The following is a 15,965-nucleotide window of genomic DNA, read 5'->3' as shown; positions in this document are numbered from 1 at the left end:
CCCGGCATGATCTGGTGTTTCGGGTGGGTTGCCTGGCTGTTTTTTGGTTTGGGTGGGGGGTTTGACTAATTTGCCACACCCCCCACACTGGTTTCTGGCGTTTATTTATCCCTTGTTCTGGAGTTTCTGATCATGCCTGTCGGTCTTGGCCCTTTGCCTGTGATGCACCCTGTACCCGGTTTTCGTCTTGGTATTGCCTCTGCGGGCATTAAGCGAGTCGGACGCAAGGATGTGGTTGTCATGGAGGCGGCTGAGGGCTCAGCTATCGCAGGCGTGTTTACGCTTAATGCCTTCTGTGCGGCGCCAGTCACCCTGTGCCGTCAACGCATGGTCAGCGCGCCGCGCTATCTGCTGGTGAACACCGGCAATGCCAATGCAGGGACCGGCAAGCCCGGTATGCTGGCTGCTGAGCGAACCTGTGATGCACTGGCTCAGTTGGTTGGGGTCGCGCCTGAGCAGATTTTGCCGTTCAGTACCGGCGTTATTGGTGAGCTGCTGCCGGCCGACAAGATCATTCCGGTGTTGCCTGCTGCGCTGGATAATCTGTCCGAGAACAACTGGGCCGTTGCGGCTGAAGGCATCATGACCACTGATACCCAGCCCAAGGGCTGCAGCCGTCAGATTCAGATTGCCGGCCAGACCGTTACCATCACCGGTATCTCCAAGGGTGCCGGCATGATTCGCCCGAACATGGCTACCATGCTGGGTTACGTTGCCACTGATGCGCCGGTTGCACAGTCGGCACTACAGTCACTGCTGCGCGAAGCGGCGGACCTGTCGTTCAATCGCATCACTATCGATGGCGATACCAGTACCAACGACTCTTGCATGCTGATCGCCACCGGCAAAGCCGCTATTGCCCCGATCGACAGTGTCAGTGCCGAAGGCTACGCCGAGCTGTCAGCGGCGATAAAAGAAGTGCTGCTGGTGCTGGCGCAGGCAATCGTCCGTGATGGCGAGGGCGCTACCAAGTTTGTCACCATTCAGGTCAATGGTGGCGGCAACCGCAACGAGTGTCTGGATGTGGCCTACGCTGTTGCTCACTCGCCACTGATCAAGACCGCGCTGTTTGCCTCTGATCCGAACTGGGGTCGTATTCTGGCCGCGGTCGGCTACGCCGGTGTGCCGGCGCTGGATGTCGAAAAGATCGACGTCTACCTGGATGATGTCTGCATTACCCGCCAGGGCGGTCGTGCGCCGGAGTATGTTGAGGAGCAGGGCGCTCGTGTCATGGCGCAGGAAGAAATCACCATCCGCATCGAGCTGGGTCGTGGTGACTTTAGCGAGACCTTGTGGACGACTGATTTGTCTCACGAGTATGTGCGAATCAACGCTGAGTACCGTACCTAATCCGTTGCCGCGCAGGCGTCGGCGGACAGTGCCGCCGACTCACTGCGTAGCCTGCCTACCCGGTTGATGATCAAGCGTCTGCCGGGTTGGGCCGGACTTGCCGGGCACAGGCGCAAGGTCCCGGCAAGAAAGCCACCATCCACACGCTCTGATTCTCCCATCGGGTTGTAGCGCAGATAGCGGGCGAGTTCTCCTGTCGCCCTGATAACAGCCACCTTTGCGGCTACATCCTCCTGCAGCAATGTATCGCCAGCATCCAGCTGCGCATTTTGATTGCTGTCGACAAAGACGTGCCATCCCTCGCTCCAGAGGCCATTCCGCGGTGCCATGACCACGGCCTGATTGCGACTTATGGCTTCCTCGCGCGCCAGCCGGATGCTCGTGGCGAGTTGGTCGCGGGCTGCATCCAGGCGCCGCTGCTCCAGCATGCCACCGAGTGATGGCATGCCAAGAGTGGTCAGCAGGCACAGCAATGTCAACGCTACCAGTAGCTCAATCAGGCTGATGCCTGAGTATGGGTGGTGGTGTCTCGTGTAAACAATTTGGCGCATTTCGACGTCATTAACCCCTCGTCCCGGTGATCTGACCGGCCATCGTCCAAGCCGCGACGTTGACCTTTGGCCTTTTTATAGTGCCCGCGGTACTAGGAGGGTTGTTTGGATGAGATATGTGAAGGGCTTCACTTTGATCGAGCTACTCGTCGCTTTGGTGGTGGCTGCGGTCATTCTAGGGCTGGCGGTACCGAGCATGCGGACCATGATGGCAAACAGCTCACTCAGGTCGACGGCCGGTGATCTTGCATCGGCGCTTGGTGCGGCAAGGATGCAGGCGCTCAGCATGCGCGCCGATGTGACTGTCAGTCCCGCTGGCGGTGGCTGGAGCAGAGGATGGACGGTTGACTATCCCGCTGCGTCGGCCGAGCAGGACAAAACCTTTACTCCTGAGGATGGTGTCACCGTAGGCCGGGAGGATGCGGCTGGCGGAGTGACTTTTGTCGCTCAGGGCGGGGTTACCGGAGGTGGTGCCGAGTTTTCCGTCTGCTCATCTGAAGCACGTCCCGTGCGCGGCTACACCCTCGAGCTTTCGTTTCTGGGCAAAGTGACTCAGACAGAGAAAGGGGATTGCCCATGAATCATTCGAGCGCTTGCCTCGGTCGTCAGAGGGGCGTGGGTATGCTGGAGGTGCTGGTTGCCCTATTAATTGTGGCATTTGGTGCCTTGGGGTATGCCGGTTTGCAGCTGACCGCATTGCGCAACAGCGGTGATGCCAATGATCGCGCTCATGCCGCGATGATCGCACAGGACGCCATCGAGCGTATCAAGTCCAATCCGGCTCAGACTGATTACTACGCGACTGCAACTAATTGGCCTGCCAGCGCCACGGGCGAATCCGGCAGCCCGGAAGATTGGAAGGCTTGCATGGACGCGGCGTGCAACTCGGAAGAAATGGCGGAATGGGATATCAAACAGTTGGTATGGGCTGCATCCACTAGCCTGCGCGGCGGACGGGTGATGGCGATGGACTGTGCTTTCAACTCGTTGGGTTGTGTGATCGTCAGTTGGGAAGACCAGGCGCCGGCGCAGTGCGTTAGCAACACGGGTATCAACACCGCGGACGACAGCAAGTGCCTGGTAATGGAGATTCAGCGATGAAGCTGCCTCAGGCCGGATTCGGCCTTATCGAACTCATGGTGGCGCTGGTGTTGGGGTTGATCGCCAGTGGTGTCGCCATGCAACTGTTATTGGTTAACAACCAGACTTTTGCATTACAGCGTGTCAGCTCCTCTCTTGAGGATGACGGACAGATGCTGCTGCGCTACATGATGGCTGATATTCGTCAGGCCGGCCGCGGAACGGCCGTCGACGGAACCATTGAACCAGTCGTTTTCGATAACACGCAAGTCGCCTATGCACAGGAAGGCTCCAGCGGATCCAACGACGAACTGGTGATCAACTACTTCGGTGTTCGTGACTGCCAGGGTGGGGGCGACGGGTCCGAACAGGAAATCGTCAATCGCTACTTTGTCGACAACCAGGGCGTGTTGTCGTGCTCAGGTAGTCTGAGTGGCGGCGTCGCAGAGCTGATGTCCGGGGTAGAGAGCTTTCAGGTTCAGTACGGAATTGACACCAACGTGAACGGCGAGCCTAGCGTTACCCGCTACGTCAATGCCGGCGGACAGGGTTCCAATCCGGTGGTATCGATCCGCTTTGCGGTTCTGCTTAGTAGTGACAGCAACATTCAGGTGGATGCAGCGGCCAGCACCTTCTATCTCGCCGATCAGGTTATCAATGTTGCTGCTGACGCGCGCCTGCGGAAGGTTTTCCGCTCGACCGTGATGATCCGTAACTACGACTGGGATGGTGTCTGATGAAAGGTTCAGCCAACTACGCACATGGCCAACGCGGCGTGGCGCTTGTGGTCGCACTTCTGGTGCTGCTGATGGTGTCGGTGCTAGGGCTTTCGGCAATGCGCTCCAGTGTCTTCTCCGCCAAGGTCGCAACCGGCGTGCAGTCCGACGTGATGACATTCGAAGCAGCTGAAACAGTCATTGTCAGTACCTATGGCGCGCTAACAGCGTTGAGTAACGAGCAGCTTTACAACGCAGTGGACGGCCAGGCTGCGCGCTATTGCATGAAGTCGGCTGGGGCTGCGCAGGGGGCGTGTGGTAGCACCGACTTCATGGATGTGCGGGGGCTCTTGCAGGCCGAGTCATACAGTTATCTTGATGGATTCAGCCCGATCAGCGGATCTCAGGTGAGCTCCAGTGGTGGCGCCGGGGTGTTTGTGGATTATCGGATCAACATTCTTGGCGAAAGCGAGATGGATAATTACGGCATCGAGAACCATCACCTCCAGGAAACGCTCAAGCGCGGCATCAAGCCCGGCGCTGAGATTAATTAGGGAGAGCGTACACATGATCAATTTGAAAACACTATTGGGTTCGAGGCTGCTCGCGTGCTGTCTTGGGCTAGTAATCCCGATGGCTGTCCAGGCGGATGACACCGAAATCTACTTTGCCCGGGCGAATGCTGAGAACGCCCAGAACACGCCGAAGGCCAATGTGCTGATCATGCTCGATACGTCGGGTTCGATGCGTAACTGCCGCACCGGGTCGGGGAGCAACTGGTGCAGCGATGTAGATAACCGCCGGATCACTCTGCTGCACGATGCCATGAAGCAAATCATTGCAGACGCCCCTAGTACCGTAGAAATCGGCTTTGGGCGTTTCCGTGGCAGCTCCGGGGGGCAGATTCTGCTGCCGGTGATGCCGGTTAATGACGTCACTCGTCCTTATTTCCTGAATGCGTTGAATCGCCTGAACGGTGGCCAGAATGACCCTTACCCAAGCGATCGTGCGCAGCCATCCGGCAGCACGCCGACCTCGTTGGCTTTTGACGATATGGCCGACTACATGCTCGGGCGCCGCAATCGTACCGGTATTTCTTACAGCGACTCCTATATTGATGTTGACTCCAACTCGAATGACAACAAAGCCTGTATCAGTAACGCGCCGGATGTGGAGATATGTCGCGAGGAAACGCAATGGTCTCCTCCGGTAGAAGTGGATTATTGTGACCCAGCGGTCGCTGGCTGTACCGTTACCGATACTTGGGAGGAGGTAAGTTATTGCGATACCGACAGCGCTTTCTGCCGTTTGAGCGACTGGAGTGACTGGAGTCGCAGGTCTTGCAGCCCGCGCGGCGCGTTGTGTGAGCGTGAGCGTTACTGGGGATTCTGGTTTTATCGCACGCGTAACTACGAAGAGCGTAATCTCATCTATTCGCTGAGCGAGCAGGCCACTGTGCAGGTTTGCGAAATTGAAGAGGGCGGGTGTGACGATGAGCGCGCTATCGTCAGCGGTAATAACTTTGTTTCGCCGGTCAACACTGCAAATCAGTGCGAATCCAACCATATCATTCTGTTTACCGACGGCGCGCCGTCTGGTGATGACCCGGAGGATGTAGGGCTGGTCAGTTGCGGACGAAACTCCTACGACTGTCAGGTCAGTATCGCCTCCTACCTCAACTCAAGTAGCAATAGCGTCAGTACTCCGATCAAGACACACAATATCGGTTTGTATATGGGCGAAACCACGCTCGCGAACATGCAGTCGGTATCGGCTGCGGGTGGTGGTGAGACCTATGACTCGGACAGCGCTGAAACCCTGCTGGAAGCATTCCAGAGCACCCTTGACCTGATCGATGAAGATGCCCGCTCAATCTCGGCGCCCGGTGTGGCGGTGAATGCGATGAACCGCTTCCAACATCTGGATCAGCTGTATTACTCGGTGTTCCAGCCCTTCGAAAGCAGTTACTGGAACGGTAATCTGAAGCGTTACCAAGTCGTGGATGGCGAAATTCATGGCCAGAACGGCTACGCGGTCGACCCGGCAACCGGTTACTTCCGGGTAGGCTCGCAAAGTGTCTGGAGCACGATGGTTGATGGCCCGGACGTGACCAAAGGGGGCGCGCGCGAGCAAGTCGGTACTCGCAGCCTCTTCTATACAACGTCCGCGGGCGGTGATCTGCAGCAAATGAACTGGTCCAGCACCAGTGCGCCTAGCAATACCCAGCTCGGTCTCTCAGCGAGTGCCACCGCTGCGGATCGTACTGCGTTGCTTACCGAGCTCGAAAGTATGTGGGGTGATCCGCTGCATAGCGTGCCGGTCATGGTCAACTACGGTGAGGATGCCGAAAACAATTACGTGTTTGTTTCCACCAATGGAGGCATGTTGCACGCGATTGACACCGAAGACGGCTCTGAAGCCTTTGCCTTTATGCCCCACGAAATTTTGCAGAAGGCTAATCAGTACACGACCAGTCGCCCCGGCCTGCGAGGGGATAATACGCGTCAGACTTATGGTCTGGACGGTAGCTGGGTTGCCTGGCGTCAGGGTGGAACAAACGCTCTGGCAGCACCTGAGGCCGTGTATCTGTACGGAGGCATGCGTCGTGGCGGCCGTAACTACTATGCGCTGGACGTCACAGACCCAGCCGAGCCTTCGATGCTGTGGCAGGTCAATAATGACTCTACCGGCATGGCCGGCCTCGGACAAACCTGGTCGACACCGACGCTAACCAGCGTGCCGGATGGTGATGGTAACAACGTGCCGATCCTGGTAGTGGGTGGTGGTTATAGTCCGTCCGATCACGATGGCAATTCCGCTCTTTCAGCAAGTGACCAGATGGGTAACATGGTCTACTTCCTCAACGCGAGTACAGGTGAGGTGCTCTGGTCCGCGGGTGGTCGTAATGACGCTACGCAGTCAGTCACAGATATGAAGTGGGCGGTGCCAAGCGGCATTGCCGTTGTTGATATCGACTTTGACGGTGTGGCGGATCACATGTACTTCGGTGATTTGGCAGGTCAGGTATTCCGCATCACTGTCAAGGATGATGGTCAGCATGTGGTTGACCGCATTGCGAATCTGGGCGGCACTGGCAGCGCGCGTCGTCGTTTCTACGAGGCGCCTGCAGTTGGTCTGGTGCGTGCGAATACCGGCAATGAGCTTTACGTTGTGATCGGCTCTGGTTACCGTGCGCATCCGTTGGATGAAACGACGACCGATGGTGTGTTTGTCATCAGAGATAGAACCGCTTTGAATGGATCTGGCGCGCAGACGCTGGCGACTACCGCGAATATGACCAATGTCACGGCGGGTGGGCAACCTCTGTCTACTGCCCGTGGCTGGTATTACACCTTCAGCGAGACGGGTGAGAAGGCTCTGGCGTCGCCGGTCATCTTTAATGGCCGGATTCTGTTCACGACCTATGCCCCGACCGTTGATCAGGAGTCAGAAAATCCCTGTGCTGTGCGATATGGCCGAGCCTATCTGCATACCGTCAATCTGATAACTGCGTTGCCTGCCGCGCTGTCGGATGATCTGCCAACGCCTGCATCCCGCAGCCAGGCGCTTCAGCAGTCAACCCCGGCTCCCACGCCGACGCTGCTGGTTGATGACGAGGGGAAGGTAATTACCATCGTTGGTACTGAGGTGGTGGGCGAAGGCGCGCTGGGCGATCCGCGCCTGCGCAAGCGTCGCTGGATGCAGCTTCCGCCTGATGAAGCCAATAGCATCAGGCAGTCAAGTGTTGTCGAAGAGGAAGATGGAGACGAAGGTGATCAGGGTGAAGATGAATAAGTCGCGGGGTTTTACGCTGATCGAGGTCATGATTGTTGTGGTGGTCGTGGGCCTGCTGGCGGCGATCGCCTACCCTGCCTACACCTCATACATCGAACGGGGGCTGCAGCGCGAGGCGCAGGGGCAGATCATGGAGCTTGCCAGCGCGCTTGAGCGCCATCGCACCAAGAACTTCTCCTACCAAGGTGCGACTGTGGCCGGCTTGGCGCCTGAGTTGAATGCGAACGTCAATTACACTACTCAGCTCAATATTGGCGGCACCAATCAGACATACCAGATTGTGGCTACGCCACGGGGGCGGATGGTTGGTTCGGATACGCTGACGTGGCGCAGCGACGGTACGGCGTCGTGGGAGTAGCGCCAGCAAGCTATCGGAGCGCCTAGCGGCGCTCCAGTAGTACCCCTGATTCCATGTGATGGGTGTAGGGGAATTGATCGAACAGAGCGCACCGCACTACGCGGTGCGTTTTTGTAAGCTCCTGCAGGTTTTCCGCCAGCGTTTCCGGATTGCAGGAAATGTACAAGATACGGCGGTAGCCTTTGACCAGTTCCAAAGTCGCCGGGTCGAGCCCTGCGCGTGGCGGGTCGACGAACACGGTACCGAAATCAAAGCCACTCAGATCAATGCCTTGCAGACGACGGAAGGGGCGCACGCCGGTCAGCGCCTGAGTAACCTCTTCGCTGGCGAGTCGGACCAGTGTGACGTTTTCCACGCCATTGATGCGCAAGTTTTCCTGTGCGGCACGTACCGAGCTTTTGGCCAGTTCGGTGGCCAGGACGCGGCGGAAGCGCGTGGATAGCGGCAGGGTAAAGTTGCCGTTGCCGCAGTACAGCTCCAGCAAGTCATCGTTGTTCTCGCCTGCTGCATCCAATGCCCAGCTCAGCATATGCTGGTTTACTTTGCCGTTGGGTTGGGTAAAGCCGCCTTCAATCTGCTGGTAGTGCCACTCGCGGCCAGCGACCTGCAGGGTTTCTACCACATGGTCGGTCTGCAATACGCGTTTCTGGCCGCGACTGCGACCGATGAGCTGGACGCCGAGCTGCTCGGCCAGTGCCTTGGCAGGAGCATCCCAGTTGTCATCCAGCGGGCGGTGGTAGCACAGGGTTATTAGCGCCTGGCCGGACAGGGTGGTGAGGAACTCGATCTGGAACAGCTTGCGACCCAGGATAGGGTCGGCCTTGCACGCATCCAGAAGCGGCATCATCAATGCGTTGATCTGGCGGCTGGCAATCGGCAGCTGTTCGATCAGGATCGGGCTGCGCTTGTCGCCCTGCTCGAACATAGCGTAGTAGGGCGTGCCTGCCTCGTACCAGAGGCGGAACTCTGCACGCAGGCGGAAATGCTCGCGAGCCGACTCGAACACCTCGGGTGCTGGTGCCTCGAACGGTGCAAGTAATGCCTGCAGGCGCTCGCGCTTCTCGTCAAGTTGCGCTTCGTATTGCTCGGGGTGAAATGCGGTACTCATCAGCTGAACAGCGCCAGTTTGATAACGAACAGGCCAGCCAGGATGTACAGGCTGGGGTTGAGCTCACGCCAGCGCCCGGCAAGCAGCTTGATCACGGTCCAACTGATGAAGCCGAGGGCAATGCCGTTGGCAATCGAGAAGGTCAGCGGCATCGCGAGGGCGGTAACTACTACTGGCGCCGCTTCGGTCAGGTCGTCCCAGTTGATCTGTACCAGGCCGTGGGTCATGAGCACGGCAACGAACAGCAGGGCAGGCGCTGTTGCGTAGCCGGGAACGGCTGTCGCCAGCGGTGAGAAGAACATGCTTAGCAGAAACAGCAGTGCGACCACGCAGGCAGTCAGGCCGGTACGGCCGCCGGCACTGATGCCAGCGGTGGACTCGATGTAACTGGTGGTTGTGGAGGTGCCGAGGGCCGCGCCAGCCATGGTGGCGGTGCTGTCAGCCATCAGGGCGCGACCGAGTCGCGGCATCTTGCCGTCCGCTTCGACCAGATTGGCCTTCTGCGCGACGCCGATCAGGGTGCCTGAGGTGTCGAACAGATCAACGAACAGGAAGGCGAATACGACGCTTAACAGGCCAACTTCAAGGGCGCCGTTGATATCCAGCTCAAGGAACGTTGGCTTCAGGCTGGGAGGCGTAGAAACGATGCCGTCGAGGTGGCTGAGGCCGAGCATGAAGCTGGCAGCGGTGACCAGTAGAATGCCGATCATGACTGCGCCAGTCACCTTGCGGTAGGAAAGCGCTACGATGATCGCGAACCCGGCTGCGGCTAGCAGAGGCTCGGGTTGGCTCAGTTTGCCCATCGTTACCAAGGTCACGGGGTGGTCGACGACCAGTCCGGCGCTTTTGAGGGCGATCAGGGCCAGGAACAGGCCGATGCCTGCTGCGATGGCTGAACGCAGGGGCAGCGGGATGCTGTCGATGATCCATTCGCGGATGCGGAACAGGCTGAGCAGGAAGAACAGAAAGCCGGAAAGGAATACGGCACCCAGCGCGACCTGCCAGCTGTAGCCCATGGAGCCGACCACGGTGTAGCTGAAGAAGGCGTTCAAGCCCATGCCGGGGGCCAGGGCGATAGGGTAATTTGCCCACAGCCCCATGATCAGCGAGCCGATGGCAGCCGCGAGACAGGTGGCGACGAAGGCGGCGCCCGGGTCGATACCGGCGTCGGCCATCATCATCGGGTTGACGAAGATGATGTAGGCCATCGTCAGGAAGGTAGTGACGCCAGCAAGTACTTCGGTGCGTACGTTGCTGCCGTGTTCGCGCAGTTTGAACAGTTTTTCCAGCATTTTGGCGGCTTTCCGGGCAGGAGGGCAGAAAGCGACGCATTGTAGCTTATTCGCCGCAGCGGGTGAATTTTTGCCGACAATGTGTCAGGCTTGTCGGCCATTTTTCAAGCGGAGGCTCGCCATGAGCAACATGATTGATACCGACGAGAAGCGCGTCAGCTACGGCATTGGCCGTCAGATGGGCGAGCAGCTGCTGGCCAGCAATATTCCTGATCTGGCGCTGGAACTGGTGGCTGCCGGTCTGAAGGACGCCTTCCAGCAGCAGTCCAGCCAGGTACCAGAGGGAGAGCTGCAGGCGGCGTTTCAGGTGCTGCAGGGCAAGATGCAGGCGGCTGCCGAGGCCGCTGCGGCACAGGCTGCTCAGGCTGGCGTTGATTTCCTGACTGAGAATGCCAAGCGCGAGGGTGTGATCACCCTTGAATCGGGTCTGCAGTATGAAGTGGTTACCGCAGGCACGGGTGCAACTCCGGAAGCCAGCTCTACCGTTCGTACCCATTACGAAGGCACGCTGATTTCTGGTGAAGTGTTTGACAGCTCTTACAAGCGCGGCCAGCCCGCCGAGTTCCCGGTTGGTGGTGTCATCGCTGGCTGGACTGAAGCCCTGCAACTGATGCAGGAAGGTGCAAAGTGGCGCCTGTATATCCCGTCCGAGCTGGCCTATGGTGCTCGTGGTGCGGGTAACAGCATTCCGCCGCACAGTGCGCTGATTTTCGATATTGAGCTGATCAAGGTTCTCTAATCGCAAATCGAAGGTAGAAAAAAGGCACGCAATGCGTGCCTTTTTTTGTGCGCTGGAGGTGAGGGATCAGAAGCTGCGTTTTACCGCAAAGCGCGCAAGTTGCTCCAGAGAGTCACGATAGGTCGAGGGCGGCAGTGCTGCCAGCAGTGCGACGGCGCGGTCGGCGTGCTCTTGGGCAAGGCGTGCGGTGTAATCCAGCGCACCGCACTCGGTGACGGCTGCTCGGATAGGTGCGATGTCGTCAGTGCCACCTTTTTGAATGGCGCTGCGGACCAGTGCTGCCTGCTCGGTGGTGCCGTTGCGCATGGTATAGATGAGAGGCAGGGTGGGTTTGCCTTCGGCCAGATCATCACCAACGTTCTTGCCCATCTCGGCAGCGTCGCCGCTGTAATCGAGCAAGTCATCCATCAGCTGGAATGCAATTCCGAGCGCATCGCCATACTGGCGCAGAGCTTCGGTCTGTTCGGCGTTTGCTTTGCTGAGAACGGCTGCGCTGTGGCATGCAGCCTCAAACAACATGGCCGTTTTGCTGCGAATCACTTCCATGTAGGTCGCTTCGTCGGTATTGGCGTCGCGAACCTTGGATAGCTGCAGTACTTCGCCTTCTGCGATCACGTTGGTCGCGTTGGCAAGGATACGCATTACTTCCATTTCACCGAGGGCGACCATCATTTCGAAGGCTCGGGAGTAAAGGAAGTCGCCGACCAGAACGCTCGGCGCGTTGCCCCAGAGTGCATTTGCAGTAGAGCGCCCGCGACGCATGTCGGAGGTGTCAACGACATCGTCGTGCAGGAGGGTAGCGGTGTGCAAAAACTCAATGATCGCTGCCAGCGAGTGTTGCTCAGGGCTGTCAGCATCGCAGGCGCGGGCGCTGAGGAGAACGACCAGAGGACGCAGGCGTTTGCCGCCAGCGCTGATGATATAGTGGCCGATCTTTTCCACGAGAGGCACTCTGGAGTGCAGTTGTTCCAGGATCAGCTGGTTGACCGCAGCGAAGTCTCCGGCGACCGGCTCGTAGAAAGGCAACGTGCTCATTGATTGCAGTATTCCAGAAAAGGTTCCGCGGCATGCTAGGTTGCGGGCCCCAAGCTGTCAAGGAAGGCGGGACTTGCAGGTTTGGCAAGGCTTGCTTAATGGCGGGCGGTTGAGTAAAATCCGCGCCCTGAGATAAAGCATCCCTGTTTTGACAATGGCAAGGTCGATTTCGATAGGCGAAGTCACTTGCAGCCATGCCAGCCAATAATCATTTCACTAAAGCGCTGGGTGAGCAGGATTACGGAGAAAGCAAAATGTACGCAGTCATTGTTACCGGCGGCAAGCAATACAAGGTCGCTGAAGGCGAGTTCCTGAAAGTAGAGAAACTGGACGCTGAAACCGGCGCCAGCATCGAGTTCGACAAAGTTCTGCTGGTTGCAGACGGTGACGACGTCAAGATCGGTGCTCCGGTTGTTGAAGGTGCCAAGGTGACTGCAGAAGTCAGCGCGCACGGTCGTGGTGATAAGGTTCGTATCATCAAGTTCCGTCGTCGTAAGCATCACATGAAGCGTCAGGGCCACCGTCAGTGGTACACCGAAATCAAGATCACCGGCATCTCTGCCTAAGCTGATTCAGGAGAGTAAAGACTCATGGCACACAAAAAAGCAGGCGGTTCCACGCGTAACGGCCGCGATTCAGAATCCAAACGACTTGGTGTGAAAATGTACGGTGGCCAGGCCATCGTTCCGGGCAACATCATCGTTCGCCAGCGCGGCACCGAGTTCCATCCTGGCAAGAATGTCGGCATGGGCAAAGATCACACTCTGTTCGCTAAGGTCGAAGGTGTGGTCAAGTTCGAAGTTAAAGGCAAATTCGGTCGTCGTTACGTTAGCGTCGTAACTGCCTGATAAGCCCCAGCTTCTTAAAAGCCCTGTCTTGCGACGGGGCTTTTTTGTTTGTAGCGTATCTATTCCAATAGCCCGTCCCGCTTGGGAAGGGGAGATAAATGAAATTTGTTGATGAGGTAGCCATTACGGTTAAGGCCGGTGATGGTGGTAATGGCTGCATGAGCTTCCGTCGTGAGAAGTTCATTCCCAAGGGTGGCCCGGACGGTGGAGACGGCGGTGATGGCGGTTCCATCTATCTCGAGGCTGATCCTAACCTGAATACGCTGGTGGACTACCGCTATACGCGTCGCTTTAATGCGCAGCGCGGCGAGAATGGTCGTGGCAGTGACTGTACTGGTGCAAAAGGTGAGGACATGGTTCTCCCGGTGCCGGTTGGAACTACCATCATTGATGCGGGTACTCAGGAAATCATTGGTGACCTGACCGAGGCTGGTCAGCGTCTGCTGGTGGCTCAGGGTGGTTTCCATGGTCTCGGTAACACCCGCTTCAAATCGAGTGTGAATCGGGCCCCGCGCCAGACGACCCAGGGTTCGCTGGGTGAGTTGCGTGACCTGAAGCTGGAGCTCAAGGTGCTGGCGGATGTGGGGCTGCTGGGGTTGCCGAACGCGGGCAAGAGTACGTTTATTCGCTCGGTTTCTGCGGCCAAGCCGAAGGTTGCTGACTATCCGTTTACCACCATGGTGCCGAATCTTGGTGTGGTTGACGTGGGGCAGCTTCGCAGCTTTGTGATTGCGGATATCCCGGGTGTTATTGCCGGCGCTGCTGATGGTGCTGGCCTTGGAACGCGCTTCCTCAAGCACTTGTCGCGTACGCGTCTGCTGCTGCACTTGGTCGATATGGCGCCGCTGGATCAGTCTGATCCTGTCGAGGCGGTTGAGACCATCATTCATGAGTTGGGCAAGTTCAGTCCGTCGCTGACGATGCGCGAGCGCTGGCTGGTGCTGAACAAGTGTGATCAGTTGCTGGAGGATGAACAGCAGGCGATTCTGGATGATGTGGTTGAGCGTCTGGAGTGGGAGGGTCCTGTGTACGTGATCTCCGCTTCCGAGCGCATGGGTACCGCTGAGCTGGCGAAGGATGTGATGAATTGGCTGGATGAACGTGAGCATCGTCTGGTTGAGGATGAGCAATACGCCGAGGAAATGGCGGAGCTGGATCAGCGTATCGAGGACGAAGCGCGGGCGCATATTCAGGCCTTGGATGATCGTCGCGCTCTGCGCAAGCAGGGTATTTCGACTGATGATCTGGATGATGACGACGATGAGGATGACGAGGACGGTCCGGAGATTTTCTACGTCCACTGATGCTTGTCTGTCTGGTAGGTATGTTCCGTGGTGGCGGCCGCTGCCACTGCGGTTTGTCTTTGGCATTTTGTTGATGGAATCAGCATGCGTGAAAAGGTAACCGGGGCCCGTCGCTGGGTAGTCAAGATTGGCAGTGCGCTGCTGACCGGCGATGGACGTGGTCTCGATCAGGCGGCAATGGCAGTGTGGGTTGAGCAGCTTGCGGCGTTGCGCGCCTCTGGTGCTCAGGTGGTGCTGGTTTCGTCGGGTGCGGTTGCGGCGGGTATGAGTCGTCTAGGTTGGACTGAGCGGCCGAAAACGACGCACGATCTGCAGGCGGCGGCTGCGATTGGTCAGATGGGGTTGGTGCAGGCCTGGGAGTCCAGCTTTCAGCGTCACGGCCTGTCGACTGCGCAGGTTTTGTTGACCCACGATGACTTGTCCGATCGTAAGCGTTACCTGAATGCGCGCAGCACGCTGCGTGCGCTGCTGGATCTGGGCGTTATCCCGGTTATCAATGAAAACGACACCGTTATTACGGATGAAATTCGTTTTGGTGATAACGATACGCTGGGGGCTTTGGTTACCAACCTGGTCGAAGCGGATCTGTTGGTGATTCTGACTGACCGTGATGGGTTGTTTACCGCGGACCCGCGAAGCAATCCGGCCGCAGAGCTGGTCTCGTCTGCGATGGCGGATGATCCTGCGCTGGATGCGATGGCGGGTGGAAGTGCTGGTGCGCTTGGGCGAGGTGGTATGGCGACCAAGTTGCGTGCGGCGCGGCTGGCTGCGCGTTCGGGTGCTGCAACGGTTATCGTTGGTGGGCGCCTTGAGCGGGTGATTGATCGTCTTCACGCGGGTGAGTCGCTGGGCACCTTGTTGTTGTCTGAAAAGGGCATGCTGGTTGCGCGCAAGCAGTGGTTGGCCGGGCATCTGCAAACTCGTGGTCGTCTATTGCTGGACGCGGGTGCGGTCAGGGCGCTGCGCTCAGGCAAGAGCAGTTTGTTGCCGGTCGGTGTTGTTGGCGTCGAGGGCGGTTTTCGGCGCGGCGAGATGGTGGTTTGTGTCGGGCCTGATGGGCGAGAGGTTGCGCGGGGGCTGGCAAACTATGCAGCGCAGGATGCGTCGCGGATTGCCGGTAAGTCGACCGACGAGATTGCTGGCATTCTCGGTTACATCGATGACCCGGAGATGGTGCACAAGGATAACCTGGTTTTGGTGTGATGTGATTGGGCGTGCTGCGGTGCGCCCGGTCTGATGCTGATGCCTGGCTCGATGTGCGGGCACAAAAAAAACCGGCCTAGGCCGGTTTTTTTATTCAGCAAGAACTGCGAATCAAGCGGCTTCAGCCATGGCCTTGATGTGCGCGTTCAGACGGCTCTTGTGGCGAGCGGCCTTGTTCTTGTTGATGATGCCTTTGTCAGCCATGCGGTCGATGACCGGAACAGCAGCGGTGTAGGCTGCCTTGGCTTTGTCGAGGTCCTTGGCGTCGATCGCCTTGACTACGTTTTTGATGTAGGTACGGACCATGGAGCGCAGGCTTGCATTGTGGTTGCGGCGCTTCTCGGCCTGCTTGGCGCGTTTCTTGGCTTGAGGTGAGTTGGCCACCGTCTTGCTCCTCAGAAAATCTGGATGAATTAGGTACAAACAAGGCCGCGTACTATGCCGCCGGTCTTGCAGAATGTCAAGCATGTGTGAAGCTGCTTGAACGGCTCTGTTGACCGGTGGTCACAGTGGCCGAAGTGGCGGCATTTTACACTCGTGTAGCCTGACAAGGGCAAGTGCGCACCGCTATGATGGCGGTTTTATT

The 15,965-nt window shown here is 58.0% G+C and carries 17 protein-coding genes; 12 read left to right on the top strand and 5 right to left on the bottom strand.

All coding sequences use genetic code 11. The features are described from left to right. Positions 1-132: 132 nt before the first annotated feature. The gene (gene argJ, locus AAFM31_RS08755) at positions 133-1,350 is read left to right on the top strand and encodes a bifunctional glutamate N-acetyltransferase/amino-acid acetyltransferase ArgJ (protein ID WP_341707539.1); all 1,218 of its coding nucleotides are present in this window, start codon (positions 133-135) and stop codon (positions 1,348-1,350) included. Here the strand turns inward: argJ and AAFM31_RS08750 are convergent. Continuing rightward, positions 1,347-1,901: a GspH/FimT family protein gene (locus tag AAFM31_RS08750; RefSeq protein WP_341707538.1), complete on the bottom strand. Its 555-nt coding sequence runs from the start codon at positions 1,899-1,901 to the stop codon at positions 1,347-1,349. The two genes, argJ and AAFM31_RS08750, sit on opposite strands and share 4 nt — an antisense overlap. A 109-nt stretch (positions 1,902-2,010) precedes the next feature. Here AAFM31_RS08750 and AAFM31_RS08745 point away from each other — a divergent pair, with 109 nt between their 5' ends. The 6 genes from AAFM31_RS08745 to AAFM31_RS08720 are packed head-to-tail and all read left to right on the top strand — an operon-like array spanning position 2,011 to position 7,850. Continuing rightward, positions 2,011-2,481: a GspH/FimT family pseudopilin gene (locus AAFM31_RS08745; protein ID WP_341707537.1), complete on the top strand. Its 471-nt coding sequence runs from the start codon at positions 2,011-2,013 to the stop codon at positions 2,479-2,481. Beyond that, positions 2,478-3,002 carry a type IV pilus modification protein PilV gene (gene pilV / locus AAFM31_RS08740; RefSeq protein WP_341707536.1) on the top strand — a complete coding sequence of 175 codons (525 nt, stop codon included), beginning with the start codon at positions 2,478-2,480 and terminating at the stop codon, positions 3,000-3,002. Before AAFM31_RS08745 ends, pilV begins: the two co-directional genes overlap by 4 nt. Beyond that, on the top strand, positions 2,999-3,718 hold the full coding sequence (locus AAFM31_RS08735) for a PilW family protein (RefSeq protein ID WP_341707535.1): 720 nt from the start codon (positions 2,999-3,001) through the stop codon (positions 3,716-3,718). The genes pilV and AAFM31_RS08735 overlap by 4 nt, the downstream gene beginning before the upstream one ends. Next, complete coding sequence (locus AAFM31_RS08730; protein WP_341707534.1) at positions 3,718-4,251, top strand: PilX N-terminal domain-containing pilus assembly protein; 534 nt, start codon at positions 3,718-3,720, stop codon at positions 4,249-4,251. The genes AAFM31_RS08735 and AAFM31_RS08730 overlap by 1 nt, the downstream gene beginning before the upstream one ends. A gap of 13 nt (positions 4,252-4,264) precedes the next feature. Beyond that, on the top strand, positions 4,265-7,492 hold the full coding sequence (locus AAFM31_RS08725; RefSeq protein ID WP_341707533.1) for a PilC/PilY family type IV pilus protein: 3,228 nt from the start codon (positions 4,265-4,267) through the stop codon (positions 7,490-7,492). Next, positions 7,485-7,850: a type IV pilin protein gene (locus AAFM31_RS08720; protein ID WP_341707532.1), complete on the top strand. Its 366-nt coding sequence runs from the start codon at positions 7,485-7,487 to the stop codon at positions 7,848-7,850. The genes AAFM31_RS08725 and AAFM31_RS08720 overlap by 8 nt, the downstream gene beginning before the upstream one ends. 22 nt (positions 7,851-7,872) lie before the next feature. Here AAFM31_RS08720 and trmA read toward each other — a convergent pair whose 3' ends face one another. After that, positions 7,873-8,958, bottom strand: a complete 1,086-nt coding sequence (trmA, locus tag AAFM31_RS08715) for a tRNA (uridine(54)-C5)-methyltransferase TrmA (RefSeq protein ID WP_341707531.1) — start codon at positions 8,956-8,958, stop codon at positions 7,873-7,875. Then, positions 8,958-10,250 (bottom strand): NCS2 family permease, encoded by a 1,293-nt coding sequence (locus tag AAFM31_RS08710; protein WP_341707530.1) that lies wholly within the window; start codon positions 10,248-10,250, stop codon positions 8,958-8,960. The genes trmA and AAFM31_RS08710 overlap by 1 nt, the downstream gene beginning before the upstream one ends. 121 nt (positions 10,251-10,371) lie before the next feature. On the opposite strand from AAFM31_RS08710, the gene AAFM31_RS08705 reads away from it, so the two are divergent. Beyond that, entirely contained in the window at positions 10,372-10,989 is a 618-nt protein-coding gene (locus AAFM31_RS08705) for an FKBP-type peptidyl-prolyl cis-trans isomerase (RefSeq protein WP_341707529.1), read from the top strand. A gap of 66 nt (positions 10,990-11,055) precedes the next feature. On the opposite strand, the gene ispB is transcribed toward AAFM31_RS08705, so the two are convergent. After that, on the bottom strand, positions 11,056-12,024 hold the full coding sequence (gene ispB, locus AAFM31_RS08700; protein ID WP_341707528.1) for an octaprenyl diphosphate synthase: 969 nt from the start codon (positions 12,022-12,024) through the stop codon (positions 11,056-11,058). A 254-nt stretch (positions 12,025-12,278) separates the two neighbouring features. On the opposite strand from ispB, the gene rplU reads away from it, so the two are divergent. From rplU to proB, 4 genes are all read left to right on the top strand, one after another. Continuing rightward, a complete protein-coding gene (gene rplU, locus AAFM31_RS08695; protein WP_341707527.1) occupies positions 12,279-12,590 on the top strand; it encodes a 50S ribosomal protein L21 in 312 nt (103 codons plus the stop codon). A 24-nt stretch (positions 12,591-12,614) separates the two neighbouring features. Further along, positions 12,615-12,872, top strand: a complete 258-nt coding sequence (gene rpmA / locus AAFM31_RS08690) for a 50S ribosomal protein L27 (RefSeq protein WP_088274866.1) — start codon at positions 12,615-12,617, stop codon at positions 12,870-12,872. Between the two features lie 98 nt (positions 12,873-12,970). Then, the gene (gene cgtA, locus AAFM31_RS08685) at positions 12,971-14,176 is read left to right on the top strand and encodes an Obg family GTPase CgtA (RefSeq protein WP_341707526.1); all 1,206 of its coding nucleotides are present in this window, start codon (positions 12,971-12,973) and stop codon (positions 14,174-14,176) included. An 84-nt stretch (positions 14,177-14,260) separates the two neighbouring features. Next, positions 14,261-15,379 carry a glutamate 5-kinase gene (gene proB / locus AAFM31_RS08680; RefSeq protein ID WP_341707525.1) on the top strand — a complete coding sequence of 373 codons (1,119 nt, stop codon included), beginning with the start codon at positions 14,261-14,263 and terminating at the stop codon, positions 15,377-15,379. Between the two features lie 111 nt (positions 15,380-15,490). On the opposite strand, the gene rpsT is transcribed toward proB, so the two are convergent. Next, entirely contained in the window at positions 15,491-15,763 is a 273-nt protein-coding gene (gene rpsT / locus AAFM31_RS08675; RefSeq protein WP_083725310.1) for a 30S ribosomal protein S20, read from the bottom strand. Between the last annotated feature and the right edge of the window lie 202 nt (positions 15,764-15,965).

Origin of the sequence: Halopseudomonas sp., from assembly GCF_038130085.1 — a bacterium.
GTDB lineage: Bacteria > Pseudomonadota > Gammaproteobacteria > Pseudomonadales > Pseudomonadaceae > Halopseudomonas.
Note: the sequence above shows the minus strand (reverse complement) of the source record. Positions and strands in the feature narration are given on the sequence as shown.